The organism is Acetobacter sacchari, from assembly GCF_017377715.1.
GTDB lineage: Bacteria > Pseudomonadota > Alphaproteobacteria > Acetobacterales > Acetobacteraceae > Acetobacter > Acetobacter sacchari.
In genome coordinates, this window is record NZ_JAFVMF010000009.1 from 79,533 (window position 1) to 94,925 (window position 15,393).

General features: G+C 62.5%; 16 protein-coding genes. 11 read left to right on the forward strand and 5 right to left on the reverse strand.

The features are described 5' to 3' along the window. Positions 1-8: 8 nt before the first annotated feature. Positions 9-1,229, forward strand: coding sequence for a 5-demethoxyubiquinol-8 5-hydroxylase UbiM (ubiM, locus tag J2D73_RS09500; RefSeq protein WP_207881347.1), 1,221 nt, complete (start codon positions 9-11; stop codon positions 1,227-1,229). On the opposite strand, the gene J2D73_RS09505 is transcribed toward ubiM, so the two are convergent. Continuing rightward, positions 1,214-2,284, reverse strand: a complete 1,071-nt coding sequence (locus J2D73_RS09505) for a glycosyltransferase (RefSeq protein ID WP_243429825.1) — start codon at positions 2,282-2,284, stop codon at positions 1,214-1,216. The two genes, ubiM and J2D73_RS09505, sit on opposite strands and share 16 nt — an antisense overlap. 209 nt (positions 2,285-2,493) lie before the next feature. On the opposite strand from J2D73_RS09505, the gene flgF reads away from it, so the two are divergent. The 4 genes from flgF to flgH are packed head-to-tail and all read left to right on the forward strand — an operon-like array spanning position 2,494 to position 5,777. Continuing rightward, positions 2,494-3,234, forward strand: a complete 741-nt coding sequence (flgF, locus tag J2D73_RS09510; protein ID WP_026397289.1) for a flagellar basal-body rod protein FlgF — start codon at positions 2,494-2,496, stop codon at positions 3,232-3,234. Between the two features lie 28 nt (positions 3,235-3,262). Beyond that, on the forward strand, positions 3,263-4,048 hold the full coding sequence (gene flgG / locus J2D73_RS09515; protein ID WP_026397288.1) for a flagellar basal-body rod protein FlgG: 786 nt from the start codon (positions 3,263-3,265) through the stop codon (positions 4,046-4,048). After that, complete coding sequence (flgA, locus tag J2D73_RS09520) at positions 4,045-5,055, forward strand: flagellar basal body P-ring formation chaperone FlgA (protein ID WP_341535064.1); 1,011 nt, start codon at positions 4,045-4,047, stop codon at positions 5,053-5,055. The genes flgG and flgA overlap by 4 nt, the downstream gene beginning before the upstream one ends. Before the next feature lie 38 nt (positions 5,056-5,093). Next, the gene (gene flgH / locus J2D73_RS09525; protein ID WP_207881348.1) at positions 5,094-5,777 is read left to right on the forward strand and encodes a flagellar basal body L-ring protein FlgH; all 684 of its coding nucleotides are present in this window, start codon (positions 5,094-5,096) and stop codon (positions 5,775-5,777) included. 251 nt (positions 5,778-6,028) lie between these two features. Here the strand turns inward: flgH and J2D73_RS09530 are convergent, their stop codons facing one another. Genes J2D73_RS09530 through J2D73_RS09540 form a run of 3 tightly spaced genes read right to left on the reverse strand, consistent with a single transcriptional unit; the run spans position 6,029 to position 8,179 of the window. Further along, positions 6,029-6,475, reverse strand: coding sequence for a DNA polymerase III subunit chi (locus J2D73_RS09530; protein WP_207881349.1), 447 nt, complete (start codon positions 6,473-6,475; stop codon positions 6,029-6,031). Between the two features lie 32 nt (positions 6,476-6,507). Further along, the gene (locus J2D73_RS09535; protein ID WP_207881350.1) at positions 6,508-7,980 is read right to left on the reverse strand and encodes a leucyl aminopeptidase; all 1,473 of its coding nucleotides are present in this window, start codon (positions 7,978-7,980) and stop codon (positions 6,508-6,510) included. Between the two features lie 16 nt (positions 7,981-7,996). Then, positions 7,997-8,179, reverse strand: coding sequence for a hypothetical protein (locus J2D73_RS09540; RefSeq protein ID WP_207881351.1), 183 nt, complete (start codon positions 8,177-8,179; stop codon positions 7,997-7,999). Here J2D73_RS09540 and J2D73_RS09545 point away from each other — a divergent pair. The 4 genes from J2D73_RS09545 (at position 8,178) to J2D73_RS09560 (ending at position 12,294) form a co-directional block, all read left to right on the forward strand. Next, the gene (locus tag J2D73_RS09545; RefSeq protein WP_207881352.1) at positions 8,178-8,975 is read left to right on the forward strand and encodes a 3'(2'),5'-bisphosphate nucleotidase CysQ family protein; all 798 of its coding nucleotides are present in this window, start codon (positions 8,178-8,180) and stop codon (positions 8,973-8,975) included. The genes J2D73_RS09540 and J2D73_RS09545 overlap by 2 nt on opposite strands. A 164-nt stretch (positions 8,976-9,139) precedes the next feature. Then, positions 9,140-10,186 carry an L-threonylcarbamoyladenylate synthase gene (locus J2D73_RS09550; protein WP_207881353.1) on the forward strand — a complete coding sequence of 349 codons (1,047 nt, stop codon included), beginning with the start codon at positions 9,140-9,142 and terminating at the stop codon, positions 10,184-10,186. Next, a complete protein-coding gene (locus J2D73_RS09555) occupies positions 10,183-10,722 on the forward strand; it encodes a hypothetical protein (RefSeq protein ID WP_026397282.1) in 540 nt (179 codons plus the stop codon). Before J2D73_RS09550 ends, J2D73_RS09555 begins: the two co-directional genes overlap by 4 nt. A 120-nt stretch (positions 10,723-10,842) precedes the next feature. After that, complete coding sequence (locus J2D73_RS09560; protein WP_207881354.1) at positions 10,843-12,294, forward strand: FAD-binding oxidoreductase; 1,452 nt, start codon at positions 10,843-10,845, stop codon at positions 12,292-12,294. A 77-nt stretch (positions 12,295-12,371) separates the two neighbouring features. Here the strand turns inward: J2D73_RS09560 and J2D73_RS09565 are convergent, their stop codons facing one another. Continuing rightward, positions 12,372-13,109, reverse strand: coding sequence for a hypothetical protein (locus J2D73_RS09565; RefSeq protein WP_207881355.1), 738 nt, complete (start codon positions 13,107-13,109; stop codon positions 12,372-12,374). A gap of 174 nt (positions 13,110-13,283) precedes the next feature. Between J2D73_RS09565 and trpB the strand changes: the two genes are divergently transcribed. Together trpB and trpA are read left to right on the forward strand one after the other, a co-directional pair. After that, on the forward strand, positions 13,284-14,507 hold the full coding sequence (trpB, locus tag J2D73_RS09570) for a tryptophan synthase subunit beta (protein WP_207881356.1): 1,224 nt from the start codon (positions 13,284-13,286) through the stop codon (positions 14,505-14,507). After that, positions 14,504-15,322, forward strand: coding sequence for a tryptophan synthase subunit alpha (gene trpA, locus J2D73_RS09575; protein WP_207881357.1), 819 nt, complete (start codon positions 14,504-14,506; stop codon positions 15,320-15,322). Before trpB ends, trpA begins: the two co-directional genes overlap by 4 nt. Positions 15,323-15,393: the final 71 nt, after the last annotated feature.

Sequence of the window (15,393 nt, forward strand, 5' to 3'; positions counted from 1 at the left end):
CTGCAGGCATGGCGCACCCGACCGATTACGACGTAGCGATTATCGGCGGCGGCCCTGTCGGCCTCGCTGCCGCGCTGGCCCTCGACGACGCTGGACTGACCTGCGCGGTACTGGAACGGGCGCCGCGTTCCGCCTGGGAAGAGCCGGGGTTCGACGGACGTGAGATCGCGCTCACTTACCACGCGCGCGACCTTCTCGAACGCGTCGGGGCGTGGCGTCATATTCCCCACGTCGCCATCTCCCCCTTGCGCGAGGCTCGCGTGGAGACCGGGCGGGGCAACCATCCGCTCATTTTCGACGCCCCGGCCGACCAAACAGAAAACAGCGATCCGAATACGCCGCTGGGTTGGCTCGTCTCCAACAACCAGATCCGCCGCGCCCTGTTCGCCGAAGCGGCGTCTCGCTCTGGCGTCACGTTGCTGTCGGGCGTCGATGTCGATTCAATCAGGCAGGACGCCGCCTCCGCCGTGACGCATTACTCTGGCGGCCAAGGCGGTGCGTTACGGGCGCTCCTGACGATCGGCGCCGATGGTCGCTTCTCGCCTACGCGCCGCCGCGCGGGAATCGGCGCCGTCATTCACGACTTCAAGCGCGTGATGATGGTCTGCCGCATGGCGCATGAAGAACCCCATCACCATGTCGCCCTGCAATGGTTCGACGAGGGGCAGACGGTGGCTTTGCTGCCCGTAAACGGGGGCGCGTCGTCTCTCGTGCTCACCCTGCCTCCACAGGATATCCACCGCCTGATGAGCGCCGAACAGACGGCCTTCAATGACGAGATCATGCGTCGGGTCGGGCGCCGCCACGGCGCCATGCGGCTGATCAGCTCCCGTCATGCCTATCCGCTCAAAGCGGTATATGCGCATCGTTTCTCGGCCCGACGTCTGGCGCTGTTGGGAGACGCCGCCGTCGGCATGCACCCCATCACGGCGCATGGTTTCAACCTCGGCCTGCGCGGCGTCGATACGCTGGCGACCGAAGTGGCGACGGCATTCAGTGCTGGCCGGGATATCGGCGAGCATGCTGTTCTACGGCGTTTCGAAGCGAAACATCGCGCTGCGACCATGCCCCTGTTCGCCGCGACCAACAGCATCGCCACGCTCTACACGCGCGATGCCGCACTTTTCCGGGCGCTGCGCGGGCTGGGACTGAGAATTGCCGACGCCGTGCCGCCCTTCAAGTCAGCCGTCACGGCGACGCTGATGGACCGCCGTCACTCTCCGGCCTGAGCGCGCCGCTTCCAGTCAATGCAGCGTTCATAAAACGCTTCGATCCGCGCCGCCTGTCGAAGCGGAGCGAAGCGTTCCATATCCCAGATTCTTTTGGGCTGACCGAGCAGCGCCCGAATTCCCTCCGCCATGGCGCGCGCATCTCCAGGCGGAGTCATGCAGGAGGGATGTTCACCCAGAATGTCCGGCACGCCGCCTGCGTTCGTGGCGAGGACCGGCAGCCCCGCCGCCATCGCCTCCAGCAACACAAGCCCGAACGGTTCGTGACGCGACGGCATTACGAATGCGTCCAGCCCCGCAAGGTCGCGTCGCAGATCATAGCGAAAGCCGGGGAACAGCACATGGCCGCACGCACGGGCCTGCAGCGCCTCGCGTTCAGGCCCGTCGCCAAACACAACGAGGCGCGCGTTTTCCGGAGCGCCTAGAGCGAAAGCCTCCAGTAGCACGTCAAAACCCTTCTCGGGGATCATCCTTCCGGCGGCGCCGATCAAAAAGACGCCTTCCGCGATGCCCAGTTCGGCTCGCAGACGACCAGAAGCGTCCGGTAGCGAAGAACACGGGGGAGTCCAATTCGAGATGGTTTCCACAGGACCTGTGAAAGAGGTCGGAATTTCTGCGCGCTGCCAGTCCGCGATGCAGATCAGCCCATCGTGCCGTTCGTAAACGCGCGCGACGTATTTCCTGTGCAGCGTGGCGACGACCGGGCAACGCGCCTGCGCTTCCCGGCGCATCGTCCGGCCAAGACTGTTGAGCACCCCGGCGCGAATGCTCGCAGCGCCAACATGAGTATGAATTACGTCGGGTCGGAAACCCCGCCAGAGCGACAGCAACGACAGCAGGTAACCGTCGAAACTGGATCTTACGACACGCACTGACGGCGGCAGGCGCGGGACGAGATCGCCTTTGGTCCGTCGGTCGCACGTATCGCGGGCGACCAGCACGACCACCTCGTGCATGTCAGCCTGCATCGCCGCCAGTTCGCTGAGATAGCGCTCGGTGCCCGCGAATTCGTGAGTGAGAATACAGTGGAGGATGCGCATCCGAATCGCGGCCAAAAAACACACTCAGGCGGAAGGGCGCTCCGCCGGACATCAGCAGCCCCATCGGAAAGCGCCGCGCGCCAGACCGCGAGCAACGCCAATCTCGCCGTTCCCCGCCGCGCAATCAGCGACGTTAAAAACGCACGATGCCCTCCACATAGCGCAAAGCAACGCTTTATCAACCATTGAGCGTCAGGGTCTCTCGCAGAGGAGAGCTGCGTCAGATGGACAACACCACGTATATCGCGCTTTCGCGCATCGACACAGAAATGCGGGCGATGAGCGTTCTGGCCAACAACCTCTCCAACGCCTCGACACCCGGTTTCAAGGCCAGCCACGTCCTGTTTTCGGATTATCTGGTCAAGATGAAGGGCGAACACACGACGCCCGGCGCCGCCACCGAAGCCTATAACCAGGATAAGGCGACCTATCACGATTTCGCCCAGGGCGCGTTGCAACAGACCGGAAATTCGCTGGACGCCGCGATCACGGGGGACGGGTATTTCTCGGTGATGACCCGCGACGGCGTGCGGTTGACCCGCAACGGTCGGTTCCAGCGCCTGTCCGACGGCCGCATCACGGATTCAGCGGGGGATGCTTTGCTTGATCGCACCGGGCAGCCTGTGACGTTACAGCCGACGGACCGCACCGTCAGCATCGCCTCAGACGGAACCGTGTCGACCGAGAACGGCGTAGCTGCGGAAATAGGGGTCGTGACCGTCGACAACGCCTATACGCTTGTCGGCGAAGGTTCACAGCTGTTCCGCGCCACAACCGCCACGCGTCAGATGACAAACCGCGATATCCGTGAAGGCATGGTCGAAGGCAGCAACGTCAACTCCATGACGGAAATGACGCAGCTAGTGCAGCTGCAACGTGATTTTGAATTCAATACCAACCTGATCGAAAGCGAAGCGACCCGTAAGCAGAACGCTATCGACAAGATCACACAACTTCAATCCTGAACCACAGAAACGGAAACCTGACGACATGATGCGCGCACTCGACATCGCCGGCACCGGGATGCAGGCCCAGCAGACGAATGTTGAAGTAATATCTGATAATATCGCAAACATGACCACGACAGGCTATAAGCGTCGGCGCGCAGAATTTCAGGACCTGATCTATCAGGATCTCCGCCGCGCAGGCACGATGAGTTCCGATTCCGGCACTCTCGTTCCCGCAGGCGCGCAGGTTGGCCTTGGCGTACGTACCGCTGGAATCTACAGAATTAACGAGCAAGGCACGCTGGAACAGACGAGTAACAGCCTCGACCTCGCCGTCGAAGGGCAAGGGTATTTTCAAGTCACGCTGCCCTCCGGGGAATACGCTTACACGCGCGACGGTACCTTTTCTCTGTCTGATACAGGAACGATCGTAACTGCCGACGGCTACACCGTCAGCCCGGGCATCACCGTTCCGAGCAACGCTCAGACGATCACCATCGACCAGACCGGGCAGGTGCAAGTAACCGTGTCTGGGCAGACAACATCGACGATCGTGGGGCAGTTGCAGCTCGCGACATTTCAGAACGAGAACGGTCTCGCCGCTATGGGGCAGAATCTGTTCACCGAGACACAATCATCCGGAAACGCAATCAGCGGCACTGGACAGAGCGTCGGCTTCGGCAGCATCCGCCAGGGCTACACGGAAGAATCAAACGTGAATGTTGTTACGGAAATTACTGATCTCATCACCGCACAACGCGCTTACGAGATGAACAGCAAGGTAATCACCGCCTCCGACCAGATGCTCCAGACGCTTTCAGGGCTGAAGTGATTCACAAGGCGCGCAGCCACATCTGCGCTCTCGCCTTCACACTGGGTAGCAGAGTCCTGTTTGCCCCTGCGGCGGCAATCGCCTCGGCGCCACGCGGGCATGTTACGCTGCACACGGCGCGCGTCCATCTATCGGACCTGTTCACGGACCTCGCCGTCGATCAGGATTGTGATATCGGACCTGCCCCCGCCGCAGGACAAAGCGTGACTATCGGCGGCGCCCAATTACAGGCCATCGCGGCACAGTACGGTCTCGACTGGCCGGGCGCATCGGGCACCGCGCAAACAACGTTGACGCGCGCCAGCCGCTCGATATCGTCAAACGAGTTATTGCCGTTGATAACGACTGCGTTGCAAGAGCGCGGCGCGCCCTCCCTCCCGAACATCGACCTGGCCCCCTTTCAAAGCCCCGCCATACCAGAGGAGGAGTCCGCGCCCCCTCATCTCCGCAATCTTGTCTATGACGCTTCGCACGGTCGGCTCTCGGCCTTCTTCATCGTTCCAGCAGGGGACGGCGCCACACAATCCTTTCGTGTCGACGGCGTCGTCAGCGCCTCCACGACAGTCGTTGTGGCTGCACGGGATATCCCGCCTGGGCAAATCGTAACACGTGAAGATCTCGATATCGTCACCGAAGATTCGCGGCGCATCCCGGCCCGGTCGCTTGTCGACCCGCGGGACGCGATCGGACGCGCCGCCCGAGCGATCATTGCGAAGAACACGCCTCTAATTCCGGATCTTCTTGTGAAACAGGATGTCGTGGAAAAAGGCTCTCCCGTCATACTCGCTGTATCTTCGGCCGGGCTGCGCGTGACAGCTTCCGGCGTTGCATTGGACGGCGGCGGTCTTGGCGAACGCATCCATGTGCTCAATCCCAGTTCGCACATGGTCGTCATCGGGGAAGTGATCGACAAATCCCGCGTCGATGTCTTGCCCGGCAGCATTCCGGCGCCCGCTGACCAACGCACGTTGCGCGCAGCGTCTCAGGGAACCCGTAGCAGTATCTGACGACAACTCGACTTCTGTTTCGGAAAAAACTTCATTTCATGAAAAAAATTGCCGTTACGTCCCTTTTTCTTTGCCTGACGTCCTGCAACGGAGTGGGGGGTCTATCAGAAATAGGCCATCCACCGGCCCTGACGCGCACTCAGGATCCGACGCGTGATACGAGCTACCAACCCGTCACAATGCCCATGCCCCCTACGCAACCTCCGCCAGTCGAGGTGGCGAGCCTATGGCGCCCCGGAAGTCGCGCCTTCTTCAAAGACCAAAGAGCCGCCCAAGTCGGTGACCTGATAACCGTGATCGTCGACATCACTGACAATGCGACAATGGTCGACAACACCACCACAACGGGAAGCGGTAACGAAGCAATGGGCATGCCGAGTATTTTCGGCTTGCATGGCAAGCTGATATCGCATTTGACAAGCTCCAGCGCGCTCTCAACGTCAAGCAGCCATGGCAACGCCGCCACGGGCAGTATCGCCCGAAACGAGGTGGTCACCGTGCGTGTCGCCGGCACCATCACGCAGGTGCTGCCCAATGGCAATTTCGTCGTCGTGGCGCGACAGGAAGTGCGCGTGAACAGCGAATTGCGCGACCTGCAAGTCACTGGCGTGGTAAGGCCGCAGGATATCACGGCCGACAACACCGTGACCCATGACCGCATGGCGGAAGCCCGAATCTCCTACGGTGGGCGCGGGCAACTTACAATTTTACAAACACCATGATATGGACAACAAATTCTTGACGCCATAGCACCGTTCTAATGCTCAGTGCATCCATACCGCATCAACTGACGAATACGGCGCCAGCTGATTGATCTGACGAGCACCTTATCTCCGGCCCACCGGTCTGATCCGTTCGGTTGAAGTTCTCGAAATTCGTTTCTGACAACGTCACTCCGGCAACCTTGGGGAGCCAAAGATTGGCGGATAAATAACGTCCAAATAGGGATGTTTCCAGAGAGGGATGGAACCGCTCATCCGGCTTTCGACCAGCCTTTTTCACCCTGACGCCAATACGTCAAAGAATGGCCCTGCGCCTTCAGCGCCGACCAGCGGCGCCGGGCGGCGGCTACGGCCATATCGTCGCGGCCATCAAAAAGGTCAAAAACTCTCTCGAACGCCTCGAGCTTTTCAGCTTCACGCGCTCCGAGAAGGAATAAATACGTAGCAGCGTTCGGCGTATCATCTCCGGACGTGATCCAGATCGGCTGACGATCGGGAAATTTTGCGCCCATCGCCGCGTGCGGCAACCACACGGGCTCAGAAACCCGCCAGAGCGCCTCATCAAGAGAAGCGACGTCGACGCTTTCACCACAACGCACGACAGCGCGCTTTCCGGCGTCAAGCGTGCGCCCCAACAACTGCGGCAACGCCTCGTCCGCCGTGGTGCGAGTCAGATGGTAGAAACCAATCTCCGCCACGATCCCTCCATCAACGCGCCGTCATCAAGCTCTCAGCCGTGCGCGCCGGCCTCGATCTCGCGGACGAACCGGTCGAGCAGGCGCACGCCAAAGCCGGTGGCGCCCTTCGGCGAACCCGGCTTCGCCTTTGCGCCCCAGGCGACGCCTGCGATGTCGAGATGCGCCCAAGGCGTATCGCCGACGAAGCGCTTGAGGAACTGCGCCGCGGTGATCGATCCCCCCGGACGTCCGCCGATATTCTTCATGTCGGCAATGTCCGATTTCAGCAGCTCGTCATACTCTTCACCGAGCGGCATCCGCCAGAGTTTCTCGCCGCTGCGCAAACCCGCGTCCTCCAGACGACGCGCAAGACCGTCATCGTTCGAGAAAAGACCGGCATGCTCGTGACCAAGGCTTACGATAATCGCGCCAGTCAACGTGGCTAGGTCAACCATCAGCCGGGGCGCAAAACGATCACGGGCGTACCAGAGCACATCGGCCAGAACCAGACGCCCCTCCGCATCGGTGTTCAGAACCTCGATGGTCTGACCCGAGGCGCTACGAACCACGTCGCCGGGGCGTTGCGCCGTCGAGGACACCATGTTCTCGACCAGTCCGATCAGACCAACGACGTTCACCTGCGCCTTGCGGCCCGCCAATGCCGACATCAAGCCCGCGACGACGCCTGCGCCCGCCATGTCCCACTTCATATCCTCCATGCCTGCGGCAGGCTTGATTGAAATGCCGCCGGAATCGAAGGTCACGCCCTTGCCGATAAACGCTATGGGGGCGGAATCGTCTCCCGCGCCGTTCCAGCGCATCACAACCATGCGCGGCTCGTTGGCGCTGCCCTGCGCAACACCCAGCAGAGCGCCGAAACCCAGAGCCTCCATCGCAGGCCCGTCGAGCACTTCGACTTCGACGCCAAGATCCCGCAGCGCCAGCGTCCGATCGGCGAAGACTTCCGGCGACAGGACATTGGCGGGTTCAGTGACAAGATCACGCGTGAAGGTCACGCCACGCGCAACCTGCTCCCATGCGGCCCACGCAGCGCCAGCAGCGGCGGGATCAGCGACCAGAACGGAAAGCGTGGCGAGCTTCGCACCTTCGTCGCCCGACGTCGTGCGATAACGGTCAAAACGATACAGCCCGAGACTTGCGCCCAGCGCCACCGAAGGCGCCAGAGCGGCGTCGAGGGCGCCAGCGGCGATCGCAGCGACTTTATGCGTCGACAGGGCCTGCGCGGCCACGCCGCCGACCTGCTCGGCTAAAGCTTCATTCGCCTCGGCACGCGCACCGAGGCCAACGACAACGATACGGTCCAGACCGCCAGCCGGAGCCAGGATCACGCAGGTCTTGCCACGCTTGAAAGAAAAGCCCGCGACGGACACCGCGCGCGAGATAGCGCCGTCGGTGGCCGCATCGGCGGCCTGAAACAGGGCTGAACGGTCCGAGTCGGAAAATTCGAGGAGCGCGAGCGCCCCGTTCTTCGGAAGCTCAAGCGCCGAAAATCCGATGTCTGTCACCGTCACGTCTCCTGCCTTAACTGACCGGGCGCGCCGTCACGAGCGCCGCCGTATGTGCGGCAGGCGTAGCGGAGCCACCACGGCGTTGGCAACCACGCGAGGCTTTGGTCCACACATGCACCGTGTCATGACCTGACGCGACGTCGAAATGGCGGGTTTGCGATTGCGCGCCTGCTCCCTTGGAGTATGACAGGATCATGACGACGCTCGCACGCACGCCCTCCGATCACGATCTGCTCGCCCTCGCCCTTCGCCTCGCCCGTGAGGCCGCCGATATCATCAACGTGATTCGGGCCAGAGGCTTCGTCACCCAGACGAAATCCGACCGCTCCCCCGTCACCGAAGCCGACGAAGCAGCCGAAGCCCATATCGTCGCCGCCCTGCGACGCGAAGCGCCCGGCATTCCCGTCATCGCCGAGGAAGAAGTCGCCGCCGGGCGCATGACCGAAGCCGGGGAGAGCTACTGGCTGGTCGATCCCCTCGACGGAACGCGCGAATTCGCGGCGGGCCGCGATGATTTCACCGTTAACATAGGGCTGGTGAGGGGTGATCGCGCCGTCCTCGGCGCGATGGCGCTGCCAGCCTACGGCCAGTTCTACGAAGGCGGCGTCGGACTCGGTGCCCGCCGCCATGACGGCGCTGGCGTGCACGATATTCACGTCCGCACGCCGCCTGCCGAAGGCCTCGCCGTTCTCGCGTCGCGCCATTACGGCGACGATCCACGCCTCAAGGCGTTTCTGGATGGCTCCACCATCGCGTCGCTCGGCAATATCGGTTCGGCGGTAAAATTCGTGCGCGTCGCAGAAGGCGTCGCCGACTTGTACCCGCGCCTCGGCCCCACTATGGAATGGGACACCGCGGCGCCGCAGGCGATCGTCGAAGCCGCAGGCGGAGAGATCGTCACAGAAGACCATGCGCCGCTCCGTTACGGCAAACCCGGCTGGAAAAACCCGCCTTTCGTGTGCCGGGGCGCAACGCGACTGAAGACAGACTGAAAACCGCGCTTTACCTTCGGCGCCCTCTCTCTGTAACGTTGCTCGTGCGGATTGATTGACGGCGCGCGCAGGGTGCCGCGGCCTGACAATCCACTGTCTCATGCGCCGAGACTGGCGGCTGCCCGGCGCTCCATGCTATGCCGTCGCGCTCTTGCAGGAATAGCATGACCGAACGATTGCCCGTAACCGAAGCCGGACTAAGCCGCGCCGCAGAATTGCTGCGCTCAGGCGGACTTGTCGCGTTCGGAACGGAAACGGTGTACGGTCTGGGCGCGGACGCAACGGATTCCCATGCCGTCGCGCGGATTTTCGCCGCCAAGGGTCGCCCTGACTTCAACCCGCTCATCAGCCATTTCGCGTCGGCCGCAGATGCGTTCGCACATGTGCAGGCCACGCCGATCGCGGAAACCCTCGCCAGACGCTTCATGCCCGGACCGCTGACCCTGGTCATGACGCGCCGTGCTGACGGCGCCATCTGCGACCTTGCAACGTCCGGTCTGCCGACCGCTGCCGTGCGCGTGCCGGGGCACGAAACTGCGTTAACTCTTCTCCGGGCTGTCGGTCGCCCCGTCGCAGCCCCGTCCGCCAACCTGTCCGGCTCGGTCAGCCCCTCGGACGCGGACCATGTGCTGGACGGACTGGAAGGCCGCATCGACGCTGTGCTCGACAGCGGCCCCTGCTCAGTCGGCGTGGAGAGCACTGTGCTGGATATTTCCGGACCCAACCCGGTCCTGCTCCGCCATGGCGGCGTTCCGCTGGAGGCGATCGAAGCCGAAATCGGCCCGGTTCTCCTGGGCGCTCCCGACGAGCCGTCCACCCCCCGTTCACCGGGTCAGCTGTCTTCGCATTACGCTCCGTCCCTGCCCCTGCGGCTAAACGCGACCGACATAGAGCCAGACGAAGCACTGCTCGCCTTCGGGCCGGCGTCGCGTTCCTCGAATCTTTGCTGGAATCTCAGCGAAAGCGGCGATCTCGAAGAAGCCGCCGCCCGACTTTTCGCAGGACTGCGCCACCTCGACGCTGAAGGGCGGAAGCGCGGGCTGCAGCGCATCGCCGTCGCCCCGGTCCCCAGCCATGGCCTCGGGGCCGCTATTGGCGACCGTCTGGCCCGAGCGGCGGCGCCCCGCCCAGCTCACCCGCATATGCCCCCTCCCCCATCTGACGCGTCTCCTCGCGAAGCGGCGTCCACCTGTCGTCACGAGGCCTTATGAGCGACAATCTGGATCCCAAGGAACTCAAGGTCCTCGGCGACATTCTTGCTCTGGTGCTGGAAGATCAGCCTGGACAGGCAAGCTCCGCGCTCGACGCGCTGCGGGCGCGGGCGCGGCGCAACAAGATGACCGGCGGCGCTCTGAAGAACCTGTTCACCGCCATCGCACCGAACCCGCCAACCCGCGCGGCGCCCCGCGCCCGCGCCTCCACCCGCGCTGGCGCCACATCCGCGGAAACCCAGCAGGCTCGCGCGCAGGTTCGCGACCTGACGGAAAGCCTCACCAAACTGGACATGGAGCTTCGCACGTGCCGCGCAGACAACTCTGCGCTACGCGCCGAGTTGTTCCTGACCCAACAGGCCCGCGCGGAGACTCAGACGCAGCTGTCTTCAATGCAGTCCGCAGGACAGCTCCGTCTGACGCTGCTGATCGTCACGTTCATCATTGGCGCCGTGGCGGGAGTCGCTGGCGGCGAATTGTTCCACGCGTTGCGTCCTGCCCCGACCCATACGCCGAACGCAGTCTATCTGCGTTAGCCCCACGCTCCGCAGTGTTTCGCCGGGGTGGGCGCAGGGCGGCAGGCTGATGTAAGATCGCGCTACAACGCCGCCGCCGTCGCGGCCCACGCCCCGCCGCAGAGCTTTGAGAGGACACCCATGACCGCCTTCGCCAGCGACGCCGCGCTCAGCCTTCCCGCGGACGCTCTGGAGCAGCTTCGAACCGCTCTGGGTTCAGGCGGCCTGCTGACCGAAGCCTCCGACATGGCCCCATTCGTCACGGACTGGCGGAACCTGTTTCACGGCCGCGCCTGCGCTGTGGCGCGCCCGGCGACGGCTGAAGCCTGCGCCGAAACGCTGCGCATCTGCGCCGAGCACAAGATCGCCGTGGTGCCGCAAGGCGGCAACACCAGCATGGTCGGCGGCGCGACCCCTGACGAAAGCGGACGGGCGCTCGTGCTGGTCACGAGCCGGATGAACCGTGTGCGCGCGATCGACCCGATCGACCAGACCATGACCATCGAGGCTGGCGTGACACTGAAAGCGGCGCAGGACGCGGCGAAGGAAGCGGGTCTGCTCCTTCCGCTGTCGATCTCGTCTGAAGGTTCTGCCGAAATCGGCGGCGTGCTGGCGACGAACGCTGGCGGCAACAACACGGTCCGCTACGGCAATGCGCGCGAGCTGGTGCTGGGCCTGGAAGTCGCCCTGCCCGACGGACGCAAGCTCGATCTGATGCGCCGCCTGCGCAAGGACAACACCGGATACGCCCTGCGCCAGATCTTCATCGGCTCGGAGGGCACGCTCGGTCTGATCACCGCAGCGATCCTGCAACTGCAACCAGCGCCGCGCTCCATTGAGGCTGCCTTGTGCGCCGTGGAAAGTCCCGCCGCCGCCCTGCGTCTTTTCGCCGCCTTCCGCTCCCGCGAACCCAGCGCGATTCAGGCGTTCGAGTTCATGTCCGGCGTCAGCATGGGGCTGGTCAACACGCTGATCCCCGACGCGAAGCTGCCGCTAGCGGAGCCCGCTGCCGCTTACGTGCTCGTCGAACTGGCGAGCCCCCGAGAAGGCGGCGCGCTGCGAGAGCTGATGGAAGAAGCACTCGGCGACGCACTGGAAAACGGGCTGGTGACAGACGCAGTTCTTGCGGAAAGCGAAGCGCAGCGCGGCGCATTGTGGAAACTGCGCGAAGAGCATGCTGAAGCGCAGAAGCGCGCAGGCGCATCGGTGAAGAACGACGTCTCCGTGCCGCTGTCGGCCATACCGGAGTTCATCGAACGCGCCAGCGCCGCCTGCGAAGCCCTGATCCCCGGCGTGCGCGTCGCGCCCTTCGGCCATATCGGCGACGGAAATATCCACTTCAATCTGGTCCAGCCCGAAGGCGCGGACGGCGCCGCTTTTCTGGCGCGTGATCACGACATCATGGACGCCGTGGCCGGGATCGTTCGTGAACTGGGCGGCTCTTTCTCCGCCGAGCACGGCGTGGGTCAGCTCAAGACCTACATGATGCCGGAGTGGCGCGGCGGCGCCGAACTAGACGTGATGCGCCGCATCAAGACCGCGATCGACCCGCAGGGGTTGATGAATCCAGGGAAGGTGTTGCCAGCGCTTTAAAAAAATCAATCCCCGCAATAAATTTCAAAACTTTCGCGTTAATCTGCCTGATAGAATATTGTAGACACTCCTGACATTCAGAATGGAATATTATCGTCCAACTCTTCCTGCGGTTTCGGCAAACTGGGCTGCTTACCTACAGGTGCCGGCAGCGCCCGCAGGGGCGGCGTCAAACGTTGAACTGCCAACTCTTCAGACTCTTTGTCATGACCAATTAGTTGCATAATTTGCGTGACGGCGTTGTGGCCGTCTGCCATTATCGTCACTCCAGCAGACGTAGCGGCCAAAACCGAGGTCAACACACTCATTGTTTTTGCAAAACTTAATCTTTTTCCAGAAATTTCTTCAGATAAATGATTCAGCCTTCTATATAAGTTATTTTTACGATTTTCATCCAAATTTGAATTTTCCACTACATCGCGAATACGCGATATATAATGTTCAACCTTCGTGCGCGTATTTTCCGTCAAATGCACAGAGTAAGCATGCCTTGCGCGACGAAATTTGATCCGAATACGAGCGACCTCACCTTGCACATCCAAACAAAATCGAGAAAAAATTTCGTCAAAATCTACAGAGTATTCCGGATTATATAATATGTTCGGGATTAAACACTCTTCAGCGACGGCAGATACCGAGACCATATACTGCTCACGAACGGTCCGATCAAAAACTCCAGACGTATTCTCGTCAATCAGCCTCAACATATTCCTCTTACAGATCGCTTCAAACTCGACAAAACAACGATCATCGTCATCTGGCAGATTGGCGTAATCTTCCTCTGAAATTAGTTCGTAATTCATCAGGTCACTCATCAACTCGCGCTGTCCTACATAGTATGTGGCCGCAAGCGACAAGGCCGCAAGGTCCCCAATTGGACGCCCCTTCCCCCTCTCTGGTATACGCCCTGACCTGAAGATCCTGCCCACGCGACAGGAGAACGGCACGGAGACAGCTCCAGACAGGGGCCAAGAAAGCGGGAACTGGCGATGACGGACGGCACTAGAAGCAACAGCCTGCGTAGCGGGCCCAGCCCTTCCGGGCATTTCGGCGACGGCCTCGGTGGTCGTTTCGTGGCCGAGACGCTCATGCCGCTGCTGCTGGAACTGAACGCGGCTTACGAAACCGCGAAAGCCGATCCGGAATTCCGAAAAGAGTTCGAGTTCTATCTCCGTGACTACGTCGGTCGCCCCTCCCCACTCTGGTTCGCCCGTCGCCTGACCGAGCAACTCGGCGGCGCCAAAATCTACATGAAACGTGAAGAGCTGAACCACACCGGCTCGCACAAGCTGAACAACGTGATGGGCCAGATCCTGCTCGCCCGCCGCATGGGACGCAGCCGCATCGTCGCCGAAACCGGCGCCGGACAGCACGGCGTCGCAACGGCCACGGTCTGCGCCCTGTTCGGCATGAAATGCGTGATCTACATGGGCGCCACCGACGTGGAGCGTCAGAAGCCCAATGTCTTCCGCATGAAGCTTCTGGGCGCCGAGGTCATTCCCGTCACGTCCGGCGCGGGCACGCTGAAGGATGCGATGAACGAGGCGATGCGCGACTGGGTCGCAAACGTCGCCGACACCTATTTCCTTGTCGGCACGGTCGCCGGGCCGCACCCGTATCCGGCAATGGTGCGCGATTTCCAGACCGTGATCGGCGAGGAAACGAAGACGCAGATGCAGGACGCCGAAGGCCGTCTGCCGGACGTGGTGATCGCGGCCATCGGCGGCGGATCGAACGCCATGGGCATCTTCCACCCGTTCCTGGATGACGCGTCCGTCCGCCTGATCGGCGTCGAGGCAGCAGGCCACGGCCTCGACAGCGGCAAGACCGCCGCTTCCATCTCGCGTGGACGACGCGGCGTGCTGCACGGCAACCGCACCTATCTGCTGCAGGACGAGAACGGCCAGATCGACGAGGCCCACTCCATCAGCGCCGGGCTGGATTATCCCGGCGTCGGTCCTGAGCACTCATGGCTGCATGAAATCGGGCGCGCCGAATATGTCGGCGTCACGGACGACGAGGCTCTGGACGCCTTCCAGACCTGCACCCGGACCGAAGGGATCATCCCGGCGCTGGAAAGCGCGCACGCCATCGCCCACGCCATCAAGGTCGCGCCGTCGATGAGCCCCGACACTCTGGTCGTCGTCAACATCTCCGGCCGAGGGGACAAGGACATCTTCACCGTCGCCGAACATCTCGGAGTCAGCCTGTGAGCCGCATCGCCGCCCGTTTCGCCGCCCTCAAGAAAGTGGGACGCGGCGCCCTGATCCCGTATCTCGAAGCCTGCGATCCGGATTTCGACACCGCCCTCGCCCTGCTGCGCGGGATGCCGGAAGCTGGCGCGGACCTGATCGAGATTGGCATGCCGTTCTCCGACCCGTCCGCCGACGGCCCGATCATCCAGCGCGCGGCGCAGCGCGGACTGAAAGCAGGAGCCACGCTTCCCCGCGTTCTGGAGATGGTGTCCGCCTTCCGCCAGAACGACGCGGACACGCCGCTGATCCTGATGGGCTATCTGAACCCCATTGAGTCCTACGGACTTGAACGCTTCTGCGCCGACGCCAGCAAGGCCGGCATCGACGGCCTGATCATCGTTGATCTACCACCTGAAGAAGCCGCGCCGCTGGAGGGACCCACGCGCGAGCACGGGCTGGACATTATCCGCCTCGTCGCGCCCACGACGGACGACGAGCGCCTGCGTCTGGTGCTGAACCACGCATCCGGCTTTGTCTATTACGTGAGCATCACCGGCATCACCGGAACCCGCTCGGCCAGCGACGACGATCTCACGGCGGCGTTGACGCGCCTGCGCGCAGCGACCGACCTGCCGGTTGCGATCGGTTTCGGTATCCGCACTCCGGAGCAGGCAGCCTCCGCATCCCGTATCGCCGACGGCGCTGTTGTTGCATCGGCGCTGCTCGCAACTCTTGCCGACACGCTGGACGCAAACGATCAGGCGACGACGCAAACGGTTCCCACCGTGCTGCAGGGCGTGCGTGCGCTGTCTCAGGCAGTTCGTAGAAAGTAACGCTGTCTTTCACGGTGTATGCAAAAAAATAGGCGGTTGAGAGAGCGTCTTGCTTCTCTCAACCGCCTATT